Source organism: Stappia indica (assembly GCF_001696535.1).
GTDB classification, from domain to species: domain Bacteria; phylum Pseudomonadota; class Alphaproteobacteria; order Rhizobiales; family Stappiaceae; genus Stappia; species Stappia indica.
On sequence record NZ_MBQE01000005.1, the window covers coordinates 460947 to 483684 of the forward strand.

Genomic DNA, 22738 nt, shown 5'->3' on the forward strand with positions numbered 1-22738 from the left:
AGCCTCGGGTTCCCTAGCGTCACTTTCTGGCAGGAGAGAAGCTTGAGCCACGTGTTGACGCCCGAACCTCTGACGAGGGAGGCCTTCGCCCCGTTCGGCGAGGTCATCGAAGCCCGCCATGAGGCGAGCCATCTCATCAACGAGGGGCGCACCCGCAGGTTTCATGCCCTCGCCGAAGCGGAACCCGGTCCCGACGGCAAGCCGATTCTCTCGATCTTTCGGGGAACGCCCTGGCCGAGCCCGCTGACGGTGCGCATGCTGGAGCGCCATCCGCTCGGTAGCCAGGCTTTCGTGCCGATGCAGGACCATGCATGGCTGGTGGTCGTCGCCGACGATGCGCGGCCGCAGGACTGTCGCTGCTTTCTCGCGCGCGGCGACCAGGGCGTCCAGATCGCGCGCGGCGTCTGGCATCACCCTTTGCTGGTCTTGCAGCCCATGCAGGACTTCCTTGTCGTCGATCGCAGCGGGCCGGGCGTCAACCTCGAGGAAGTGTTCTTCCCCGAGGGCGAGGGCGTGGTCATCGCTCCCGTCTGAGCCTGCGAGGGGCCTCGCTCAGAAGATCAGGCCGGGCAGGGTGGTCGCGATCTGCGGCAGCAGCCAGATCAGGCCGATGCCGGCGATCTGCAGGGCGATGAAGGGTATGACGCCCTGATAGATCTGTCCCGTGGTCACCTCGGGCGGGGCTGCCCCGCGCAGGTAGAACAACGAGAATCCGAAGGGCGGGGTCAGGAACGAGGTCTGCAGGTTGATCGCGATCAGGATCGACAGCCAGACCGGGTCATGGCCCATCAGGATCAGCACCGGCGCAACCAGCGGCAGCAGGATGACCGAGATCTCGACGAAGTCGAGGAAGAAGCCGAGCAGGAACACGAGCGCCATGACGAACAGCAGCGCGGCGTCCGGGCCGCCCGGCATGTTGGTCAGGAACTCTTCGATCCGGTGATCGCCGCCAAGCCCGCGGAACACCAGCGAGAAGATGCTGGCGGTGAGGATGGTGGCGAAGATCATCGCCGTCACCGACAGGGTCGAGTTCATCACCGGCTTGAGGACGTCTGCGCGGAAGGTGCGGGCCAGCGCCTGCAGGATCGAGGCTGCCGCAACGACGACGAGGAGCGTGGCGAGCGCACCGGCCGCCCAGTCGAGCGGGCCGACATCGCTGCGCTGCAGGCGAACGGGATGCAGCGAGATCAGCACGGCGAGCAGGGCGAGGCTCGCCGCACCGGCGATCACCAGCTTGCGCTTGCCGTTGCCGAAGCGGGCGGAGGCCATCAGCAGCGCGCCGATGGCGCCGACGGCCGCGGCCTCACCGGGGGTCGCGATGCCGCCGAGGATCGAGCCCAGCACGGCGATGATCAGCAGCACCGGCGGCAGGATGGCTCCGGAAATCTCCCCTGCTGAGGGACGCGCGCCGTCGTGCTGCATGGCCGGGGCGGAAGCGGGCGACAGCCATGCCTTGACCAGCAGGTAGATGATGTAGATCGCCACCAGCATCAGGCCCGGCAACAGGGCGGCCGCGAAGATCTGGCCGACCGAGATCGTCTCGATGGTAAACTTGCCCTGCCGGAACTGCGCCTGCTGATAGGCATTCGACATCACGTCGGACAGGATGATCAGCAAGGTGGAGGGCGGAATGATCTGGCCGAGCGTGCCGGACGTGCAGACGATGCCGGAGGCGAGGCGCGCATCGTAGCCGTTGCGCAGCATGGTCGGCAGCGCGATCAGGCCCATCGCCACGACAGTGGCGCCGACGATGCCGGTGGAGGCGGCAAGCAAGGCGCCGACCAGCACGACGGAGATCCCGAGCCCGCCGCGCAGCGTGCCGAACAGCCGGCCTGCGGTCTCCAGCAGATCCTCGGCGATGCGGCTCTTTTCCAGCACTACGCCCATGAAGACGAAGAGCGGGATGGCGATCAACACGTCGTTGGTCATCACGCCGAAGACGCGCTGCCCGAGCGCGCCCAGCAGGCTCATGTCGAACTGGCCGGTGAAATGGCCGAGAATGGCGAAGAGCGTCGCGATGCCCGCGAGAATGAACGAGACCGGATAGCCGATCAGGATCGCGATGATCAGCGCGGCGAACATCAGGAGGTCGAGCGGCAGCATCAGGCGCGGGTCCCGTTTTCGGTGGCGGTGTCGGCGTCCTGCGGCGCCGCGATGCGGGAGAGGTCGCGCAGCAGGCAGGCGATGCCCTGGATGGCCAGCAGCACGCAGAATGCGGGCACCAGCGATTTCAGCAGGAAGGAAGCCGGAATGCCGCCGACGGAGATGGCGCCCTCCATCACGGCCCAGGAATTGCGGACGGATGGCCAGGACCACCAGGCAAGGATGGCAAGCGAGGGCAGCAGGAAGATCACGGCGCCGAGGGCGTCGATCACCGCGCGGCCACGTGTCGCGAACTTCGCGTAGAAGATGTCGACGCGCACATGACCGTCGACCAGCAGCGTGTAGCCGGCACCCAGCATGAACAGCGCGGCATGCATGTAGAGCACGCCCTCGTTCAGGAAGATGAAGCTGATGCCATAGACGTAGCGCAGCACCACCACGCCGAACTGCAGCAGCACCATGAAGAGCGCCAGCCAGCGCACCAGGGCGCCGACGGAGCGGTTGATCAGGTCGAGCCTGTCTGCAAGGCGGGCGAGCACGGGCCTTGTCCTCTCGTGCGGGCGGTCGGGGAGAAGGACGCAGGTCCGGAAAACGGCCCGCGTCCCGTCAGATGAGCGGTGCCAGGGCCCGGAACCGCGTCCGGACCCTAGCAGGTTTTACCGAGGCTTGCTCAGTACTTGTAGTCCATCGCGCGGGCGTTCATCTGCCCGTTGTCGGCATAGACCATGTAGTCGGCGACCGACGCGCGATAGGCGAGGAAGCTCTCGACGATCCGGCGCACCAGCTCGTCGTCGTTCTCGCGCAGCTCGCCGATGACCTCGCCGGCCGCATTGCCCATGGCGATGATGACGTCGTCCGGCAGCTTCTTGACCTGCACGCCCTGCTCGGCGACGAGCTGCTGCAGCGCCATCGCATGCTTGGTCGTGTACTCGGTCCAGACCGGGTTGTAGAGCGACTCGCACGCCAGCGCGACGGCCTGCTGCAGGTCCTCGGGCAGCGCGTCATAGGCAGCCTTGTTGACCGCGCATTCCTCTGCGGAGGACGGCTCGCCGACGCCCGGCCAGTAGTAGTTCTTGGCGACCTGCTGGAAGCCGAGGGCGGAGTCCGACCAGGGGCCGATGAACTCGCCCGCATCGAGCGCGCCGGACTGCAGCGCCTGGAACATGTCGCGTCCGCCCATGGCCTGAACGGCCATGCCGAGTTTGGCGCACATTTCCGAGGCGAGGCCGGTGGTGCGGAAGCGCAGACCCTTCAGGTCGTCGACCGAGTTGATCTCGTTGCGGAACCAGCCGGCCCACTGCGGACCGGAATTGCCGCACAGGAACGGCTTCAGGCCGAAACGGCCGTAGATCTCGTCGTAGAGCGCCTGGCCGCCGCCATGGGCCAGCCAGCCGAACTGCTCGTCCGCGCGCAGGCCGAAGGGCTGCGAGCCGAACAGCAGGATGCCCTTGGACTTGGAGCCCCAGTAGGAGGGGACCGCATGATAGAGCTCGGCGGTGCCTTCCGACACGGCGTCGAACACGCCGTTGCCCGGCACCAGCTCGCCGGCGGCGTAAAGCTGCACCTCGATGCGGCCGCCCGACAGGGCGGTGATGCGGTCGGCGAGCATCTGCGCGGCGACGCCCGGACCCGGCAGGTTCTTCGGCCAGGCGGTGACCATCTTCCAGCGCCGCACGTCCTGGGCGATGGCGGGAGCGGCAAGGCCGCCGGCAGCGGCGGTGGCGAGGCCGCCGACGGCGGCGGTCTTGAGGAAATCACGTCTCTTCATGGCAGCACAGTCCTCTGGTTGGTTTTCCTTCACAGCATCACGGGGCCTTTCCGGCCCTTTGAACGTCCTGCGGACCCGCCCCTCAGTTGCCGAGGATGGCGGGCAGGCGCAGGCCGTGTTCCCTGGCGCAGTCGAGCGCAATGTCATAGCCGGCATCGGCATGGCGCATCACGCCGGTCGCCGGATCGTTCCACAGCACCCGCTCGATGCGGCGGTCGGCATCTTCGCTGCCGTCGCAGCAGATCACCATGCCCGAATGCTGCGAGAAGCCCATGCCGACGCCGCCGCCATGGTGCAGGCTGACCCAGGTCGCCCCGCTCGCGCAATTGAGAAGCGCATTGAGCAGCGGCCAGTCGGACACGGCGTCCGAGCCGTCCTGCATGGCCTCCGTCTCGCGGTTGGGCGAGGCGACGGAGCCGGAATCGAGGTGGTCGCGGCCGATGACGATCGGCGCCTTGAGCTCGCCGTTGCGCACCATCTCGTTGAAGGCGAGACCCAGCCGGTGGCGGTCGCCCAGGCCCACCCAGCAGATGCGCGCCGGCAGGCCCTGGAACGAGATGCGCTCGCGCGCCATGTCGAGCCAGCGATGCAGATGGGTGTTGTCGGGCAGCAACTCGCGCACCTTGGCGTCGGTCTTGTAGATGTCCTCGGGATCGCCGGACAGCGCCGCCCAGCGGAACGGGCCGACGCCACGGCAGAACAGCGGGCGGATATAGGCGGGCACGAAGCCGGGGAAGGCGAAGGCGTTTTCCAGCCCTTCCTCCAGCGCGACCTGGCGGATGTTGTTGCCGTAATCCAGTGTCGGAACGCCCATGTTCCAGAAGTCGACCATGGCGGCGACATGCTCGCGCATGGAGGCGCGTGCGGCCTTCTCGACGGCCTTCGGGTCGCTCTCGCGCTTGGCTGCCCATTCGGCCATGGTCCAGCCCTTCGGCAGGTAGCCGTTGATCGGGTCGTGGGCCGAGGTCTGGTCGGTGACGATGTCCGGCTTCACCCCGCGGCGCACCAGCTCGGGGAAGATCTCCGCCGCATTGCCCAGAAGGCCGACGGACTTGGCTTCGCCCGCCTTGGTCCAGCGCTCGATCATCTCCAGCGCCTCGTCCAGCGTTTCCGCTTTCTCGTCGACATATCGCGTGCGCAGGCGGAAATCGATGGATTCGGGATTGCACTCGACCGCAAGGCAGCAGGCGCCGGCCATCACCGCGGCGAGCGGCTGGGCGCCGCCCATACCGCCGAGGCCGCCGGTCAGGATCCACTTGCCCTTGAGCGAGCCGCCGTAGTGCTGGCGGCCGGCTTCGACGAAGGTCTCGTAAGTGCCCTGCACGATGCCCTGGCTGCCGATATAGATCCACGAGCCGGCGGTCATCTGGCCGTACATCATCAGCCCGGCCTTATCGAGCTTGTTGAAGTGGTCCCAGTTGGCCCAGTGCGGCACCAGGTTGGAGTTGGCGATCAGCACCCGCGGCGCGTCCTTGTGGGTGCGGAACACGCCGACCGGCTTGCCCGACTGGACGACCAGCGTCTCGTTTTCCTCAAGGTCGCGCAGGGTCGCGACGATGCGGTCGAAATCGTCCCAGGTGCGGGCCGCCCGGCCGATGCCGCCATAGACGACGAGCTCGTTCGGCTTCTCCGCCACGTCGGGATCGAGGTTGTTCATCAGCATCCGCAAGGGAGCTTCGGTCAGCCAGGACTTCGCGGTGATCTCGGTGCCGGTGGCCGCCCGCACGGTGCGGGTGTTGTGGCGCGGATTGTTCATGTGTTTCCTCCGGAGGCAAGCGACCCGTCGAGCGCGAGGCGTTCCAGACGGGTGAGAAGGGTCTTGAGATGGACGCGCAGGGCGCTCGCCTTCGCCTCGTCATAGGCGAAGGGTGCGCTCTCGCTCGCCAGATGGGTCGACTGGGCGAGCTCCATCTGGATGGCGTGGACATTGTCGGCCGGCCGGCCGTAGTGGCGGGTGGTCCAGCCGCCCTTGAAGCGGCCGTTGAGGATGCTGGTGTAGCCGTCCGCCGCGCCGCAGACTTCCACGGCGGCCTGCTCGATCAGGCGATGGCAGGTCTCCCCGCCATTGGTACCGATGTTGAAATCCGGCAACGTGCCTTCGAACAGGAAGGGGATGTGCGAGCGGATCGAGTGGCAGTCGTAGAGGATGGCGACGCCGTGGATGGCTTTCACCCGCTCGATCTCGGCGGCAAGCGCGGCATGATAGGGCGCGTGGAAGGCTTTGCGCCGGGCAGCGACATCGGCTTCGGTCGGAGCCTCGCCGTCCTTCCAGATCGGCACGCCGTCGAAATCCGTCTCCGGCACGAGGCCGGTGGTGTTCTGGCCCGGGTAAAGGCTCGCGCCGGCCGGGTCCCGGTTGGCGTCGACGACATAGCGATGGAAGGTCGCGCGTACCGTGGTGGCATCGTCCAGCAGCCCGTCATAGAGCAGGTGGATGTGCCAGTCCGTGTCGGCCAGCTCCAGGCCGCGGCCGTTGAGCCGGTCGGCGATCTCTTGCGGCACATGAGTGCCCGTGTGCGGCAGGCCGAGGACGATCGGGCTCGTGCCCTTGCGGATCTCGACGGGGGTCATGCGGCCTCTCCCAGCGACAGCAGGGCGGCTTCGCTCGCGGCCGCGACGACTTCGCGGCTGGTGACGAGGCGGGCTGCGACCTGGAGGTCGGGCGCCATGTAGCGGTCGGCCTCCAGCGGGGTTACGTGCTGGCGCAGCCGGGCGACGGCGGCAGCCAGCGGCGCGCTTGTGGCGAGCGGGGCGCGATGCTCGATGCCTTCGGCCGCGCACAGCATCTCGACACCGAGAATGACCGCGAGATTGGCGTTCATCCGCTCCAGCCGCCGCGCCCCGTGAGCGGCCATGGAGACATGGTCTTCCTGGTTGGCGCTGGTCGGGGTGGAATCGATGGAGCAGGGATGGGCGAGGTGCTTGTTCTCGCTCATCAAGGCTGCCGTCGTTACCTCGGCGATCATCATGCCGGAGTTGAGGCCGGGGTCGCGGGCAAGGAAGGGCGGCAGGTCGAAGGACAGGGTCGGGTCGACCATCAGCGCCACGCGGCGCTGGGCGATGGCGCCGAGCTCGGCAATCGCCAGCGCGATCTGGTCGGCGGCGAAGGCGACCGGCTCGGCGTGGAAATTGCCGCCCGAGACGATGCGATCCTCGTCGATCAGCACGAGCGGGTTGTCGGTCGCCGCATTCGCCTCGATCTCCAGCGTGCGGCCGGCCATGCGCAGCAGGTCGACGCAGGCGCCGGCCACCTGCGGCTGGCAGCGGATGCAATAGGGGTCCTGCACGCGGCTGTCGCCGGTGCGGTGGCTTTCGCGGATCTGCGATCCCTCCATCAGGGAACGCATGGCGGCCGCGACCTCGATCTGGCCGCGATGGCCGCGAAGCGCGTGGATCTCCGGCAGCAGCGGGGCGGTCGAGCCCATGATGGCGTCGGTGGACAGGCTCGCGGTGAGCACGGTGGCTTCCGCCAGCCGCCATGCGGTGAACAGTCCGGCAAGCGCGCAGGCGGTGGAGAACTGGGTGCCGTTGATGAGGCCGAGACCCTCCTTCGGGCCGAGCACGACCGGCGTGAGCCCCGCCTTTTCCAGCGCGGCGCGGCCGGGCATGCGCGTGCCCTCGTAGTCCACCTCGCCCTCGCCGATCAGCACGGCGGTCATGTGGGCGAGGGGGGCAAGGTCGCCCGAGGCGCCGACCGACCCCTGCGAGGGAACGCAAGGGGTGATGCCGGCGGCAAGGCAGTCCTCGATCAGCTTCAATACCTCGAAGCGCACGCCCGAGGCGCCGCGCCCGAGCGAGAGCAGCTTCAGCACCATCATCAGCCGCGTCGTCGCGCCGTCGAGCAGTTCGCCGACGCCGCAGCAATGGGACAGGATCAGGTTGCGCTGGAGCGTCGCCGTGTCGGCTCCCGCGATCTTGACGCTGGCGAGCTTGCCGAAGCCGGTGTTGACGCCGTAGACTGCTTCCTCGCCCATGGCGGCCGCGGCGACCCGCTCGGCCGCGCGCTCGATGTCGGCTTGTGCGCTGCGGTCGATGCGCGCGGGCAGGCTCTCGCGGTGGATGCGTTCGAGCTGGGCCAGCGTGACGCTGCCCGGCGTGAGAGTCATGACGCTCATTATGCGCCTCCAAAGATGCGTTCGTGCAGCGGGTTGAAGCCGATGCGATAGGTCAGCTCGGCCGGCTCCGCGACGTTCCAGACGGCGAGGTCGGCGCGCTTGCCGGTCTCGATGGTGCCGATCTCGCCGGCAAGGCCGAGCGCCCGTGCCGCCTCGCGGGTCGCACCGGCAAGGCACTCTTCCGGCGTAAGGCGGAACAGGGTGGCGCCCATGTTCATCGCGAGCAGCAGCGAGGTAAGCGGCGAGGAGCCGGGATTGCAGTCGGTGGCAAGGGCGATCGGCACGCAGGCCGCGCGCAGCGCTGCGACCGGCGGGGCCTGCGGCTCGCGCAAGGTGTAGAAGGCACCGGGCAGCAGCACGGCGACCGTGCCGGAGGCCGCCATCGCATCCACACCGTCCTGGCCGAGATATTCCAGGTGATCGGCGGACAGGGCGCCGTATTGCGCGGCAAGCTTCGCCCCGCCGAGATCCGACAGCTGTTCGGCATGCAGCTTGATCGGCAAGCCGAGAGCCTTTGCCCGCTCGAAGACCTGCGCCATCTCGGACGGGGAAAAGGCGATGCCCTCGCAGAAACCGTCGACGGCGTCGACAAGACCAGCCGCATGCGCCGCATCGAGGCCCGGCAGCACCACGTCGTCGAGATAGGCCTGCGAGCGGCCCTTGTATTCGACCGGCACCGCGTGGGCGGCGAGCCAGGACGTGACGACGCGCACACCGCGTTCGCGCCCGAGGCGCCGGGCGGCCGTAAGCATGCGGATTTCGTCGGCAATGGTCAGGCCGTAGCCCGACTTGATCTCGATGGTGGTGACGCCTTCGTTGATCAGCGTGTCCAGCCGGGGCAGGGCGGAGGCGACGAGGTCGTCCTCGCTCGCGGCCCGCGTCGCCGCGACGGTAGAGACGATGCCGCCGCCGGCGCGGGCGATCTCCTCATAGCTCGCCCCTTCGAGGCGCAGCTCGAACTCGCGCGCCCGGTTGCCGCCATGGACGATATGGGTGTGGCAGTCGACGAGGCCGGGAGTGACGAGGCGTTCGCCCAGGGACCGGGATGGCCAGGATGCGTAATCCGCCGGCAGGTCGGCGGCATGGCCGCACCAGGCGATGCGGCCATCGGGGCCGATTGCGAGCGCGCCGTTTTCGACGAGACCATAGGGGGCGGTGCCCGCGACCATGGTCGCAAGACGCAATGCGGTCAGGACCTCGCCGACGGCGGATCCGGTCGCAGTTTGTGGCATGACCCCTCCCAGGGTTTCCGGTCGTCAGGCTCTTCCGGAGTGCTGCAATATGTGTTTGTTTAATTACGATATGTATGTACATAATTGTCAATCGTAAAAATGAGGCGGACAGGATGCGGATCTGGGCGGAGACGGCCTTGCTGGCCACGGGGTGGGCACGCGACGTGGTGGTGGACATCGCCGCGGACGGACGGATCGGCGAGATCAGGCAAGGAGTTGACCGGGCCGACGCTAGCGCGGAACGCGCTGTCGGGATCCTGTTGCCGGCTCCGGCCAACCTTCATAGCCATGCCTTCCAGCGGGCGATGGCGGGCCTGAGCGAATTCCGTGGCGCTGCCGAGCACGACACGTTCTGGACCTGGCGCGAGATCATGTACCGCTTCCTCGGCGCTTTCACGCCCGAGACGGTGGAGGCCGTGGCGGCCTTCGTACAGATGGAGATGCTGGAGGCCGGCTATGCCGCCTCCGCCGAGTTCCATTACGTCCACAACCAGGCCGACGGCACGCCCTATGACGACCGGGCGGAGCTCTCCCGCCGCATCGCCGCCGCCTCGCAGGCCTCGGGCATCGGCCTGACGCTGCTGCCGGTCTATTACACGACCGGCGGGCTCGACCGCCGCCCGCTGGCAGGTGGGCAGCGTCGCTTCGGCTCCGATCTGGATGGTTTTTCGCGGATCGTCGAAGGGGCGGAAAATGCGGTGGCCGCGCTTGCCCCCGATGCGCGGCTCGGCATTGCGCCGCATTCGCTGCGCGCGGTGCCGGCGGAGGACCTTGCGACGGTCGCCGCGATGCGGCCCGCCGATCCGCTGCACATGCATATTGCCGAGCAGACCGGCGAAGTGGAGGAGGTGCTGGCCGCCCATGGCCGCCGTCCGGTCGAATGGCTGTTCGACACTCACGCGGTCGATGAGCGCTGGTGCCTGATCCACTGCACCCATCTGACGGACGGCGAGCGCAAGGCGATCGCGACGAGCGGCGCGGTGGCCGGTCTTTGCCCGATCACCGAATCGAGCCTCGGCGACGGCATCTTCGACGGCGCGCGCTATCTCGCCGATGGCGGCACGCTGGGCGTCGGCTCGGATTCCAACATCCGCATTGCGCTGTCCGAGGAACTGCGCACGCTGGAATATTCCCAGCGCCTGCGCGACCGGCACCGGGCGGTGCTGGCGACGAGCGACCGGTCGTGCGGCCGCAGGCTCTACGACGAGGCGCTGAAAGGCGGGGCACGGGCGCTCGGCCGCGACAGCGGCTCGATCCGCACGGGCGCATGGGCGGATCTCGTTGCCCTCGATGCGGCCTCGCTGCATCTGGAGGGCCTTGCCGGGGACACATTGCTCGATGCATGGATCTTCGCCGGCGACGACCGGCTGGTGCGTGACGTATGGGCGGCGGGGCGCCATATGGTGCGCGACGGCAGCCATGTCGACCGTGCGCGGATCGAGGCCGGCTACCGGAACGCGATGCGGACCCTGAAGCGGAGCATGTGATGTCACGACCCGTCGTGCCTGCGAAGGATGGCGACCCGGTGCCGGCCGGCATTCGGGTGCCCAATTCCTTCCGGGCCATCAAGGCGGAGATCCTCAAGCGCATCAGCGAGCGGGTCTGGTTGCCCGGCGAACTGATCCCGGGCGAAGAGGACCTGGCGCGCGAGTTCGGCTGCGCCCGCGTCACCGTCAACCGCGCGCTACGGGAGCTTGCCGAGATCGGCCTGGTGGAGCGCAAGCGCCGCGCCGGAACCCGCATCGCCGAGCATCCCTTGCGTGAGGCGCGGCTGGAGATTCCGGTGGTGCGCAGCGAGGTCGAGGCCAGGGGCGCGCAGTATCGCTTCTCGGTTCTCAGCCGCGAGCGGCTGGAGGCGCCCGAGGCGATGCGGGCCCGGCTCGACCTGCCGGCCGGCACGCCGATGCTGCATGTCCGCTGCCTGCATTTCGCCGACAATCGGCCGTGGCAATACGAGGATCGCTGGATCCACATCGCCGCCGTTCCCGATATCGCTGAAGAGCCGTTCGAGCGGATGAGCCCGAACGAATGGCTGGTGAAGTTCGCGCCGTTTTCGGAAATGGAGATCGGCCTCAGCGCCGCCGCCGCCAGCCGCGAGGAAGCGACCCTGCTCGCCATCGAGCCGGGCGCGCCGGTCTTCGTGTTCGAGCGCACGACCTGGCTGATCGACCAGCCGATCACCCATGTGCGGATGCTGCATCCCCAGTCCTACCGGATGGTCTCGCGGTTCTGACGGCCGCCGCTTAGACGATTGATCGTCGGCCCGTTGACGGGCATAATCGTTTACATAATAAACGATCTGGATGCGGTCCGCCGGGAGGAGCCGGGGTGGTCGCGTCCGCAAGGGCTTGGCCCGGACCGGCGACAGTCGGCAGGGCAGGGGCGGCCGGTGCAACGCGCCGGAGCCGTGCGAGGTAACCTGGGAGGACACCGAATGCTTCGACTGAAAACGCTCGCCGTTGCCGCGACGGCGCTGGCCTGTGCCGGCATTTCTCCGGCGCTGGCGCAGGACGTGACCCTGCGCGTGCACCACTTCCTGCCGGCGCCCGCGCCGGTCCCCAAGAATTTCATCACGCCCTGGGCCGAGAAGGTGATGGCCGAGTCCAACGGCCGCATCAAGGTCGAGGTCTTCCCGGCCATGCAACTCGGCGGCACACCGCCCTCGCTCTACGATCAGGCGCGCGATGGCGTCGTCGACATCGTCTGGACCCTGCCGGGCTACACGCCGGGCCGCTTCCCGGGTACCGAGGCGTTCGAGCTGCCCTTCATGGCCGGCAAGGCCGAGCCGACCAGCCAAGCCTTCTGGGACTTCTACGAGAAGTACCTGAAGGATGAGTTCAAGGACGTTCATCCGATCGCGGTGCATGTGCACGGCCCCGGCCTGCTGCACGTCAAGGGCGAGGGCGTCACCAAGCTGGAGGACATGAACGGCCTCAAGCTGCGCGGTCCGACCCGCCAGACCAACGCGCTGCTCGGCGCGCTCGGCGCGACCCCTGTCGGCATGCCGGTCCCGGCCATGCCCGAGGCGCTGTCCAAGGGCGTGATCGACGGCACCGTCGTGCCGTGGGAAGTGACCACGCCGCTGAAGGTGGCCGAACTCGTCAACAGCCATACCGACTTCGAAGGCTCGCGCGGGCTCTATACGGCCACCTTCATCTTCGCCATGAACAAGGCGAAATACGACAGCCTGCCCGCCGACCTGAAGGCGATCATCGACGCCAACAGCGGACGCGAAGTGTCCAAGTGGGTCGGCCGCGTCATGGACGAGGGCGATCTGCCGGGCATCGCTGCCGCCGAGAAGGCCGGCAACACGATCCGCAAGCTGCCGCCGGAAGAGGTGGACCGCTGGAAGGCCGCGGCCGAGCCGGTCGTCGCTGCCTGGGTCGAGGAAGTCTCCGGCAAGGGCTATGACGGCGCCGCCATGGTCGAGGACGCTCGGGCCTTGATCACCAAATACGCCGGCGAATAACCGGTCGTCCCCGCCGACCGGCACCGGCCGGCGGGGCGTCTTTCCGGCGCAAGGATTTCCGTCATGACCGTTCTCGTTGCCGGCGCTGGCATCGCCGGCCTGACGCTCGCCCTCAGCCTGCACCGAATCGGCGTGCCCGTTCGCGTTTTCGAGGCGGTGCGCGAGATCCGTCCGCTCGGCGTCGGCATCAACCTGCAGCCCCATGCGGTTCGTGAACTCGATGAACTCGGTCTGCTCGACAGGCTGGATGCCATCGGCCTGAGGACGCAGGAAGTCGCCTATTTCTCCAGCCACGGCCAGCCGATCTGGTCGGAGCCGCGCGGGATGTCCGCCGGCTACGGCTGGCCGCAATTCTCCATCCATCGCGGCCGCCTGCAGATGCTGCTGCTCGATGCGGTGCGCGAGCGGCTCGGTCCCGATGCGGTCATCTGCGGCGTCTCGGTTGCAGGATGGCGCGACATCGACGGCGGGGTCGAGATCGATCTCCTCGACCGGGAGACCGGCGCTCCCGCCGGCAGCGCGAAGGGCTCCCTCTATATCGCCGCCGACGGCATTCACTCCGCCGCCCGTGCGGGGCTGTATCCGGACGAGGGCCTGCCCGTGTGGGGCGGCATCGTCATGTGGCGCGGCGTGACCCGCGCGCCGCATTTCCTCACCCGTCGTTCGATGGCGATGACCGGCTGCAAGCCGCGCAAGTTCGTCTGCTACCCCATCGAGGACATCACGCTCGACGACGGCCGGCCCGGCGCGGTGATCAACTGGATCGCCGACCTCAGGATGCCGGCGGATCACATCTGGCGGCGCGAGGACTGGAATCGGCCGGGCAATCCCGACGACTTCCTGCCGCGGTTCGAGGCCTGGAAGTTCGACTGGCTCGACATTCCCGCGCTGATCCGCAACGCCGAGCACATCTTCGAATATCCGATGGTCGACAGGGATCCTCTCCCGCGCTGGACCCATGGCGCCATGACGCTGATGGGCGATGCCGCGCATCCGATGTATCCGATCGGCTCCAACGGAGCGAGCCAGGCGATCCTCGATGCCCGGGTGCTGACCCGCGAGATCCTGCGCCATGGCGCGGTACCGGCAGCGCTCGCCGCCTATGAGGAAGAGCGGCGCCCGGCGACGGCGCGCATCGTTCTCGCCAACCGCGCCGATGGTCCGGACAAGGTTCTGGACGTGGTCGAGGAGCGGGCGCCGGACGGCTTCGGCCGGATCGAGGACGTGCTGTCGCGCGAGGAGCTTCTTGAAACGGCAGCCGGCTACAAGCGCATCGCCGGGTTCGATGTGGAGGCGCTGAACCAGCGCCCGCCGATCGTGCCGGCGGTGTGATCATGGCGACCGGCGCGGACCAGGGCGCAGAGCCGCCGGTTGCGTCCCTCGACTACGGCCTCCTCAACGAGTTGGTCGGCCACCTCCTGCGTCATGCCTTCCTGCGCGGCCATCAGGTCTTCGGCGAAGTCTTTGCCGGCGAAGCTTTGACGCCGCTCCAGTTCATGGTCCTGGAACTGGTCGACCGCAATCCCGGCATCACCCATCGCGACGTGGCGGCGGCCATGTCCAGCGCGCCTTCGGTGCTGACGACGGCTCTCAAGCCGCTCGTGACCGCCGGCCTGCTGGAGCAGGTCCGCGTTGCCGAGGATGGGCGCCGTGTTGCCTATCGCCTCAGCAGCGAGGGGCGAGCGCATTTTCGCGCTGTGCGACCGCGGATCGCCGAGGCCGAGCGACGTCTTCTCTCCGGTCTGGAGCCCGATGAGGCGGAGGCTCTGAGAGGGTTTCTGCGGCGGATAACCGGGCGGTTCCCCGCATAAGGGAAAAGCCGGATAGGGATCCGTTAAGGTCTTTCACCGATATTGCAACTAGTTGCAGGTACGAGCGCCCTGGGAGGGGGATCGTGTCTGGTCCCCGCTACCGTGCCTGCAGTCCGTTGGGGGATGGCCGGCACGTCCCATGAGGTGAGCCGTTCGTGCTCGATGTCATCGCCTGCATCACGGTAGATCACAACCTGGCCCTGGTCGCGCTGGCGGCGGGGATGTGTGTGGTCGGTGCGTGGATCAGCTTCCGCCTGTTTCAGCGCGCCCGTGATACCGAGGGCTGGACGCGCACGGGCTGGCTGTTCCTCAATGGCATGGCCACCGGCTCGTCGATCTGGTGCACCCATTTCATCGCCATGCTCGCCTACGAGACGCAGACTGCGGTCTATTTCAACGCGACGCTGACGATCCTTTCCCTGTTTCTGGCCATCGTCGGTACGGCGCTGGGCTTTGCGCTCGCCTGCAGCGGGTTGTTCCGCTTCGCGCCCGAGGCGGGCGGCATCGTCATCGGCGCGGCGGTCGCCACGATGCATTATCTCGGCATGGCGGGTTACCGCGTCGACGGGCTCATCCACTGGAACCAGAACTATGTGGTCGCCTCGGTGATCGCGAGCCTCGTCTTCGGCGGCTTGGCTTTGAACCGGTTCATGCGCCCGACCACCCGCTGGTGCCGGCACGGCGCAGCCACGTCGCTGGTGCTGGGCATCGTCCTGCTCCACTTCACCGGCATGACGGCCATGACCGTGACGCCGCTGCGTCCGCTTTTCTCGCCGAATGTCGACCAGTTCTGGGCGCTCGCCCTGGCCATTGCGGGCGTCGGCTCGATGGTGATCGGCATGGGCGTGGTCACGGCCCTGCTGGACCGCAACACGCGCGCGGTCGCCGATGCCGACCTGCAGCGGATCTCCGACTTCGACCCGCTGACCGGTCTGGGCAATCGGTCGCTGTTCTCGCGTCGTCTCGACGAGGAATGCGTGTGGGCCGACAGCAACGACAGCCGCCTGTGCCTGGTGCTGGTGAACCTCGACGATTTCCGTTCCGTGAACGACCTGCGCGGCCATTCGGCCGGCGATGCCATGCTGGCGGCGCTGGGCGCCCGCATCGCGCAGGGGCTGAAGGGTGGGGAAGTCGCCATGCGCATCGGCGGCGACGAGTTCGCGGTGATGCGCCGGCTGTCTCCGTCCGAAACTGTCGACGGGTTCCTGGAGCGTCTGGATGCCTTGTTCCGCCGCCCGTTGAAGGCGTCGGGCATGGTCCTGCCCTGTGCCTCCGGCATGGGTGTCGCCATCTATCCCGATCACGGGTTGTCCGCCTCCGATCTGCTCGCCAATGCCGGTTTGGCGCTTGCACGCGCCAAGGTCGACACCATCGAGCGCACCTGCTTTTGCGACAGCGTCATGGATCAGGCGGAGCGTCGGCGCCGGGAGCTCTCTTTCGCCCTGCGCGGCGCTGTCGAACGCGGCGAGTTCTCGCTCTACTTCCAGCCGCAGATGGATCTGGAGACGGGAGCCTTCTCGGGTGCCGAAGCGCTGGTGCGCTGGAGCCACCCCGAATACGGGTCGGTGTCGCCGGCAGTCTTCATTCCGATCGCGGAAGAAAACGGCCAGATCATCACCATCGGCGACTGGGTGCTGGAGCAGTCCTGCCGCCAGGCCGTGACCTGGGTCCGACCCGTAAAGGTCGCGGTCAACCTCTCTGCCATCCAGTTGCGCCAGCGCGGTCTGGCGGAGCGCATCGGCGAGATCCTGCGCGAGACCGGCCTCGATCCGGCCCGCCTGGAGATCGAAGTCACCGAATCCTCGTTCATGGCGGATCTCGACCTCAGCCTGCAGATGCTGCGCGAGATCCAGGCGCTCGGCGTATCGGTGGCGCTGGACGATTTCGGTACCGGCTATTCGGCTCTCGCCAGCCTGCGGGTCTTTCCGTTCAACCAGATCAAGCTCGACCGCGGGTTCACGTCCGATCTTGCCGTGTCCGACGAAGCGCGCGCCATCGTGCACTCGGTGCTGATGCTGGGCCAGTCGCTGGGCACGCCCGTGCTGGCGGAGGGTGTGGAGACGGACGAGCAACTGGCATTCCTGCGTGCTGCAGGCTGCCGCGCGATCCAGGGCTTCCTCTATTCGCGCCCGGTTCCTGCCGGCGAGTTGCAGCGCGTCATGCTCGCTCCGCCCGCCTCAGGCCTGCTCGGAGTTCCCCGCCGCGCCGTACCTGTGAATTTGCCGCAGGTCGTCAACGGCTGAGGCACGCCTCCAGCGTACCCGACATCCCTGTTTTGCAAGGAAGAATCCCCGCTGCGCGCTGCCAGGTGCGGCGCGGATGGCTGCTGGATTCAGTTTAGAATTTTTCTAATATATTGATTTTATTGGAATATTATCTTGACTGTAAAACTCAGAATAGCGTTAGTTCTGCCATGCCCGGCTGGCCGGGACCTTTGATGCCGGGGCCTTTACCCCCGGCGATTGGGGGCTGACGTGACTGGAAGATTGCAAGACCGCTTGCCGGCCTCTGCGCCCGGCGACGAGGTCGAGACGCTTGTCGTCGAGGGGCTGCGGCGCTGGCTCGCCGGATATCAGACGGGCAGCATCGAATGTTGGGAAATGGCCTGGACGCTCTATACGGGGCGGCTGGGCGTCAACCGGGCGCGCCATGCGGTCACCGGATTGTCCTGCTTTGCCCGGGCGCTCAACGGCTGGGCCAAGTGCGGCCTGTCCCTTCTCCCCTACGACTGCCCGCATCGCTGCGCCCATGAATGCCTCGCCGTTGCGCTGGTGGCGTCCTGGCAGCGCGGCGACCGGGAGGCTGCCGCCAATATCGCCGAGGAACTGGTGATTTCCGGCGGCTTGCCCTTCACCCTGGAGGCGGCCGCAAACTTCGCCGACACGCTCCGCCGCCTCGATCTGGTCCTGCCGGATGCCGCGTGCCTTGCCTGCCGCCGGTCCGTTCCGGTCGCAACGCATGCGGCAGCCGAGACCCGGCACTGACTTCAGCTGCGCGCTCCGCGCGAATATCGAACGACAAGGAAGGAGTTTCCCGAGATGAAGAAGACCCTGTTGCTGGCGACGACGCTGGCTGGCATCGCCCTGCTGCCCGCCGGCCTGGCACGGGCGGCCGATGCTGCCGCCGTTCTCGATACCTATGGCGACATTGCCGAGGCTGCCTTTGCCGAATCCGTGGCGACCGCAGAAGACCTCTCCGCTGCCGTCGACGCGCTGATCGCAAAGCCGTCCGACGAGACGCTGGCCGCTGCCCGCAAGGCGTGGCTCGCCGCTCGCCGGCCTTACCAGCAGACCGAGGTCTACCGCTTCGGCAATGCCATCGTCGACGACTGGGAAGGCAAGGTGAACGCCTGGCCGCTGGACGAGGGGCTCATCGACTATGTCGACGCCGGCTATGGCAGCGACAACCCGGAGAACGCCTTCTACACCGCCAACGTCATCGCCAATCCGAAGATCATGGCCGGCGGCCGCGAGATCGACGCGACGGAGATCACTCCCGCGCTTCTGTCGGAAGAGCTGCAGGAAGCCGGCGAGATCGAGGCCAATGTGGCGACCGGCTACCATGCGGTCGAGTTCCTGCTCTGGGGACAGGACCTCAACGGTACGGACAAGGGCGCGGGCAACCGTCCGGCGACCGACTTCGACACGGCCAATTGCACCGGCGGGAACTGCGAGCGTCGCGCCGCCTATCTGAAGGCCGCGACCGAGCTGCTGCTGTCGGACCTGAAGGAAATGGCGGATGCCTGGAAGGACGGCGGCGCCGCCCGCGCCGAGCTGGCGGAGAAGGGCGAGGCCGGCGGTCTTGCCACGATCCTGACCGGCATGGGCTCGCTGTCCTACGGCGAACTGGCGGGCGAGCGCATGAAGCTCGGCCTCATGCTGCACGATCCGGAGGAAGAGCACGACTGCTTCTCCGACAACACCCACATGTCGCACTACGACGACGTGATGGGCATCCGCAACGTGTGGTTCGGCCGCTATGAGGGCTTTGCCGGCAAGTCGGTCGAGGGGGCATCGCTGCGAGATCTCGTCGCCGCCAAGGATGCGGCAGTCGCCGAGGAGGTGACGGCCAAGCTCGACGCGACGCTGGCGGCCTTCGAGGCGCTGCGCGAGCGCGCCGAGACGGTCGAGGCCTACGACCAGATGATCGGCGAGGGCAACGACGAGGGCAATGCGGTGGTCCAGGCCGCCATCGATACGCTCATCGACCAGACCCGCTCGATCGAGCGCGCGGTTGCGACGCTCGGTCTCGACCAGATCGCCTTCGAGGGCTCGGACAGCCTCGACAATCCGGGCGCCGTGTTCCAGTAAGCACCGACCAGACGAACCGGCAGCGGCGGGGGACACGGGCCCGCCGCTGCCTCCACCCATGTGCCGGCGGCCGGGGCGCCGGGCACTCAGGCAATGCGATCGTTTCATGCCGTCAGCCTATCTTTCCGCCGCCGCCAGCCTGTGCATGGCTGCGAGCCTTGCCTTGCCCGCCGCCGCTGGCGAGGCCGCGCTTCCGCACCGGGACGACCTCAGTCCGCGCGATCGCGCCAGGGTCGCCAAGGTGGTCGCCGATCCCACGGATTTTTCCGCAGCGGAGGCCTTCGAGGCGATGCCCGGCGGAGCTGCGACCTACATCAAGCGCATCAACGTCAACGCGTTTTCCTTCCCCTCCGCCAACATCTCCTTCGAGGACCAGCAGCGCTTCGCGCTCGGCAACGGTTTGTTCCGCAAGCTGTGGGTGTCCTCGCCGTCCTCGACCAATGCGTCCGACGGGCTCGGCCCGCTGTTCAACGCCCGCTCCTGCCAGGGCTGCCATCTGAAGGACGGGCGCGGCCATCCGCCGCGCGAGGGCGAGGAGCCGGTTGCCTTGTTCTTGCGCCTGTCGGTGCCTGGCGAGCCTGAAGCCGGCAAGATCCTGCGTCCGGAGCCGACCTACGGTACCCAGTTCCAGAATTACGCCGTTCCCGGCCTGCAGTCGGAAGGCCGGCTGGAGGTTCGCTACAGCGAGACCCCTGTGACCATGGGCGACGGCACGGTTGTCAGCCTGCGCGTGCCGGACTACCGGATGACCGATCTCGGCTACGGTCCCATGGCGCCGGATGTCCTAACCTCGCCCCGCGTTGCGCCGCAGATGATCGGCCTCGGCCTGCTCGAGGCGATCCACGCCGGTGACATCCTTGCCGGCGCCGACCCGGACGACAGCGACGGCGATGGCATCTCCGGGCGTCCGAGCTGGCTTCCCGATCCTGTCACCGGCGGCAAGGTGCTCGGCCGGTTTGGCTGGAAGGGCGAGGCGCCAACCGTGCGTGCGCAGTCGGCCGGCGCCTTTGCCGGCGATATCGGCATTTCGACGCCGGACGAACCGCATCCGTGGGGCGACTGCATGCCGGCGCAGACCGCATGCCTTGCCATGCCGACGGGCGAGCAGGCCAATCTCGGGCCGACGGAGGCGCCCGATCCGGTGCTGGAACTCGTCGATTTCTACTCGCGCAACCTTGCGGTTCCGCGCCGACGGGATGTCGATGACCCTCAGGTGCTTGCCGGCAAGGAGCAGTTTCACGAACTCGGCTGCGCCAGCTGTCATCGTCCGAAATTCGTGACCTCGCGCAAGGCGGAGCTGGAGGCTCACCGTTTCCAGCTGATCTGGCCTTATTCCGACATGCTGCTTCACGACATGGGGGAGGGGCTTGCGGACAATCGGCCGCTGGCCAATGCATCCGGCCGGGAATGGCGCACCGCGCCGCTTTGGGGTATCGGACTGACGGAGCTGGTGTCGGGGCAGGAGAGCTATCTGCACGACGGCCGCGCCCGCACGCTGGAGGAGGCGATCCTCTGGCACGGCGGCGAGGGGCAGGCTGCCCGCGACGGCTATGCGGCACTCGACCGCGCGGATCGCGAGGCGTTGCTACGTTTCCTCAAGTCGCTCTGACCGGGCGGCGCGGCGCGAAAACTGAGAACGGGAGCACGACCATGATGCATGCAGGACGTCGGGAGCGACATTGGTGCGATGCGCCCCCGCCCGTGCGACGGCTGGCGCGTGTTGCCAAATCTCTGGTTCTCGCCGGTGTCCTGATGGCGGCGGGAACCGTTGCCATGTCGAAGCCGGCCGTCGCGGAGGTCGACTATTCCCGCTTCTGGCCGGCCACTGTGTCGGGTTTCGTACTGCCTGCCAGCGATGCTCTCGCAGAGGCCGCTCTACCGCTTGCCACCGGCATCGAGACGGCCTGCACCGGAGGCGCGACCGAGCCGTTCGCTGCCGCCTTCACGGAGGCCGTCGGTGCGGTGGCGCGTCTTTCCATGCTGCGTGTCGGTGCTCTCGCCGACGAGAACCGGCTGGAGCGCATCGCCTTCATTCCCGACGGGCGCGGCGTCGTGCGCCGGCAGGTGACGCGCCTGATCGCGGATCGCGACCAGACGGCTCTGGAGGCGGCCCGACTGCGCGACAAGAGCGTCGCGCTGCAGGGGCTGACGGCGCTCGAATGGGTGGCCTTCGACAAGGACGGCAAGGTGCTGCTCGCCGACAGCGGCGAGGAGGGCGCCTATCGCTGCGCCTATGCGGCGGCGCTGGCCGCACGCCTCGGCGACACGGCGAGGGAGATTCGCGACGCCTTTGCCGCGCCGTCCGGCCAGACCGCGTTGCTGCTGTCGCCCGCACCTGAGAACGGGCTCGCCAAGACGCACAAGGAGGCGGCAGGCTTCGTCTTCAACGCGCTGATGACGTCGCTGGAGTTGGTCCGCGACCAGATGCTGGCGCCGCTGGTCGGCGAGGGGGCGCCGGCGTCGCGCGTGGCGCGCGTGCCCTTCTCCCGCTCGCACAATGGCACGGCCTATCTGTCCGGCGCGATCGACGGGCTCTCACAGGCCTTCTCTGCCGCCGGTTTTGCGCAGGCCTCCGAAGATGCCGCATGGATCGGCAACACGCTGGGCTTCGAGCGCAGCAACGCGCTGAAGGCGCTGGAGGCGGTGCCGGCGGACCTGCAAGCGGCGCTGGCCGACAAGGAGGCAAGCGAGCGTCTTGCCTATGTCCTCACGATCCTGACGGGTCTGCGCACCACGCTTGGCGGAGAGCTTGCCGCCTATCTCGATTTCCGCGGAGGCTTCAATGCTCTGGACGGCGATTGACCGGCGGTCCTTGCTTGTCGGCGGCGGTGCCGCGCTGGCGGCACTGGCCCTCGGGCCGGAGCGGCTGCGTGCCGGCGAAACCGGCATCTCGGACGACCCGCTCTTCGCCGCCGCGCGGCGCGAGGCCGACGGCAGCCACAGCATCGTCATAACCGGCCTCGATGGCATCGACCGCCAGGTGATCCCGCTTCCCGGCCGCGGCCATGACGTTGCGGTCTGCCCGCTCAGCGGGCGCTGCCTCGCCTTTGCCCGTCGCCCCGGCACCTTCGCCGTCAGCTTCGATGTGAAAGGTGAGCGCCCGCCGGTCGTGTTCGAGGCAGTGCCGGGGCGGCACTTCTACGGCCATGGCGCCTTTTCGCCCGATGGCCGCTTGGCCTATGCGACGGAAAACGACTACATCGCCAACCGCGGCGTGATCGGCGTCTACGACCTCAGCGGCGAGCGGCCGGAGCGCGTCGGCGAGTTCTGGTCCGGCGGCATCGGCCCGCACGACATCCTGCCGCTGCCCGACGGGCGCAGCCTCGTCGTTGCCAATGGCGGCATCGAGACCCATCCGGACAAGGGCCGCGAAAAGCTGAACATCGAGACGATGCAGCCGAACGTGACCGTGATCGACCGCGAGAGCGGGACGGTGCGCGGCGTTGCCGACCTGCCGTCCGGTCTGCACAAGCTGTCGCTGCGTCACATGGCAGTGACCGATGGCGGCAAGGTCTGGATCGGCGGCCAGTACGAGGGCAGCATTGAGGAGACGCCGCCGCTGATGGCCTCGCTCGATACGGTTGACGGACGTCTTCTGCTGCACGACGTGCCGGACGATCTGCGCGGTCGTCTCGCGAACTATGTGGGGTCGGTCACCATGAGCCGTGATGGCGAGGTGGTCGCCGCCTCCTGCCCGCGTGCCGGCCGCGTCCTCTATTTCTCGGCCGCGAACGGTGTCTTCCTGTCGAGCCAGCAGCGCGCGGACGCCTGCGGCCTCGCCCCGCTCGACCAGGGCGGCTTTCTGATCTCCGACGGGCAGGGGGCGCTCAGCGAAAGCGGCGACCGGGCCGGCGCGCCGATGCTGCTGGCGTCCAGCGCCGGCATCTCCTGGGACAATCACATGGTGGCGGTCGACCCGGCCTGAGAGAG

19 protein-coding genes are annotated in these 22738 nt (G+C 67.9%); 12 read left to right on the forward strand and 7 right to left on the reverse strand.

Annotation, left to right across the window (positions count from 1 at the left end; all coding sequences use genetic code 11):
- Window positions 1-42: 42 nt before the first annotated feature.
- Window positions 43-534, forward strand: a complete 492-nt coding sequence (locus tag BBX35_RS19535; RefSeq protein ID WP_067223666.1) for an ureidoglycolate lyase — start codon at window positions 43-45, stop codon at window positions 532-534.
- Window positions 535-552: 18 nt separating this feature from the next.
- On the opposite strand, the gene BBX35_RS19540 is transcribed toward BBX35_RS19535, so the two are convergent.
- The 7 genes from BBX35_RS19540 to hutI all read right to left on the reverse strand — a co-directional run bounded on the left by BBX35_RS19540 (window position 553) and on the right by hutI (window position 9218).
- Window positions 553-2103, reverse strand: coding sequence for a TRAP transporter large permease (locus BBX35_RS19540; RefSeq protein WP_067223669.1), 1551 nt, complete (start codon window positions 2101-2103; stop codon window positions 553-555).
- Entirely contained in the window at window positions 2103-2642 is a 540-nt protein-coding gene (locus BBX35_RS19545; protein WP_067223672.1) for a TRAP transporter small permease subunit, read from the reverse strand. The genes BBX35_RS19540 and BBX35_RS19545 overlap by 1 nt, the downstream gene beginning before the upstream one ends.
- A 131-nt stretch (window positions 2643-2773) precedes the next feature.
- Window positions 2774-3871, reverse strand: coding sequence for a TRAP transporter substrate-binding protein (locus BBX35_RS19550; protein ID WP_067223675.1), 1098 nt, complete (start codon window positions 3869-3871; stop codon window positions 2774-2776).
- Between the two features lie 82 nt (window positions 3872-3953).
- Window positions 3954-5627 (reverse strand): urocanate hydratase, encoded by a 1674-nt coding sequence (gene hutU, locus BBX35_RS19555; protein ID WP_067223677.1) that lies wholly within the window; start codon window positions 5625-5627, stop codon window positions 3954-3956.
- Window positions 5624-6442 (reverse strand): N-formylglutamate deformylase, encoded by an 819-nt coding sequence (gene hutG, locus BBX35_RS19560; RefSeq protein ID WP_067223680.1) that lies wholly within the window; start codon window positions 6440-6442, stop codon window positions 5624-5626. The genes hutU and hutG overlap by 4 nt, the downstream gene beginning before the upstream one ends.
- Entirely contained in the window at window positions 6439-7986 is a 1548-nt protein-coding gene (hutH, locus tag BBX35_RS19565) for a histidine ammonia-lyase (RefSeq protein WP_067223682.1), read from the reverse strand. Before hutH ends, hutG begins: the two co-directional genes overlap by 4 nt.
- Window positions 7986-9218, reverse strand: coding sequence for an imidazolonepropionase (hutI, locus tag BBX35_RS19570; RefSeq protein ID WP_083206450.1), 1233 nt, complete (start codon window positions 9216-9218; stop codon window positions 7986-7988). The genes hutH and hutI overlap by 1 nt, the downstream gene beginning before the upstream one ends.
- Window positions 9219-9331: 113 nt before the next feature.
- On the opposite strand from hutI, the gene BBX35_RS19575 reads away from it, so the two are divergent.
- From BBX35_RS19575 to BBX35_RS19625, 11 genes are all read left to right on the forward strand, one after another.
- A complete protein-coding gene (locus BBX35_RS19575; protein WP_067223685.1) occupies window positions 9332-10705 on the forward strand; it encodes a formimidoylglutamate deiminase in 1374 nt (457 codons plus the stop codon).
- Window positions 10705-11451 carry a GntR family transcriptional regulator gene (locus tag BBX35_RS19580; RefSeq protein ID WP_083202280.1) on the forward strand — a complete coding sequence of 249 codons (747 nt, stop codon included), beginning with the start codon at window positions 10705-10707 and terminating at the stop codon, window positions 11449-11451. Before BBX35_RS19575 ends, BBX35_RS19580 begins: the two co-directional genes overlap by 1 nt.
- A 201-nt stretch (window positions 11452-11652) precedes the next feature.
- Window positions 11653-12687: a TRAP transporter substrate-binding protein gene (locus BBX35_RS19585; RefSeq protein WP_067223688.1), complete on the forward strand. Its 1035-nt coding sequence runs from the start codon at window positions 11653-11655 to the stop codon at window positions 12685-12687.
- Between the two features lie 63 nt (window positions 12688-12750).
- Window positions 12751-14019 carry a flavin-dependent oxidoreductase gene (locus BBX35_RS19590; RefSeq protein ID WP_067223691.1) on the forward strand — a complete coding sequence of 423 codons (1269 nt, stop codon included), beginning with the start codon at window positions 12751-12753 and terminating at the stop codon, window positions 14017-14019.
- A 2-nt stretch (window positions 14020-14021) separates the two neighbouring features.
- Window positions 14022-14498, forward strand: coding sequence for a MarR family winged helix-turn-helix transcriptional regulator (locus BBX35_RS19595; RefSeq protein ID WP_067223693.1), 477 nt, complete (start codon window positions 14022-14024; stop codon window positions 14496-14498).
- Window positions 14499-14653: 155 nt separating this feature from the next.
- Window positions 14654-16741, forward strand: a complete 2088-nt coding sequence (locus BBX35_RS19600; protein WP_067223696.1) for a putative bifunctional diguanylate cyclase/phosphodiesterase — start codon at window positions 14654-14656, stop codon at window positions 16739-16741.
- A gap of 255 nt (window positions 16742-16996) precedes the next feature.
- Window positions 16997-17482, forward strand: a complete 486-nt coding sequence (locus BBX35_RS19605; RefSeq protein WP_067223698.1) for a hypothetical protein — start codon at window positions 16997-16999, stop codon at window positions 17480-17482.
- Window positions 17483-17536: 54 nt separating this feature from the next.
- On the forward strand, window positions 17537-18808 hold the full coding sequence (locus BBX35_RS19610; RefSeq protein WP_067223701.1) for an imelysin family protein: 1272 nt from the start codon (window positions 17537-17539) through the stop codon (window positions 18806-18808).
- Between the two features lie 106 nt (window positions 18809-18914).
- The gene (locus tag BBX35_RS19615; RefSeq protein ID WP_067223704.1) at window positions 18915-20417 is read left to right on the forward strand and encodes a di-heme oxidoreductase family protein; all 1503 of its coding nucleotides are present in this window, start codon (window positions 18915-18917) and stop codon (window positions 20415-20417) included.
- Window positions 20418-20581: 164 nt separating this feature from the next.
- Window positions 20582-21610 (forward strand): imelysin family protein, encoded by a 1029-nt coding sequence (locus BBX35_RS19620; RefSeq protein ID WP_067223705.1) that lies wholly within the window; start codon window positions 20582-20584, stop codon window positions 21608-21610.
- A complete protein-coding gene (locus BBX35_RS19625; protein ID WP_067223707.1) occupies window positions 21591-22733 on the forward strand; it encodes a DUF1513 domain-containing protein in 1143 nt (380 codons plus the stop codon). Before BBX35_RS19620 ends, BBX35_RS19625 begins: the two co-directional genes overlap by 20 nt.
- Window positions 22734-22738: the final 5 nt, after the last annotated feature.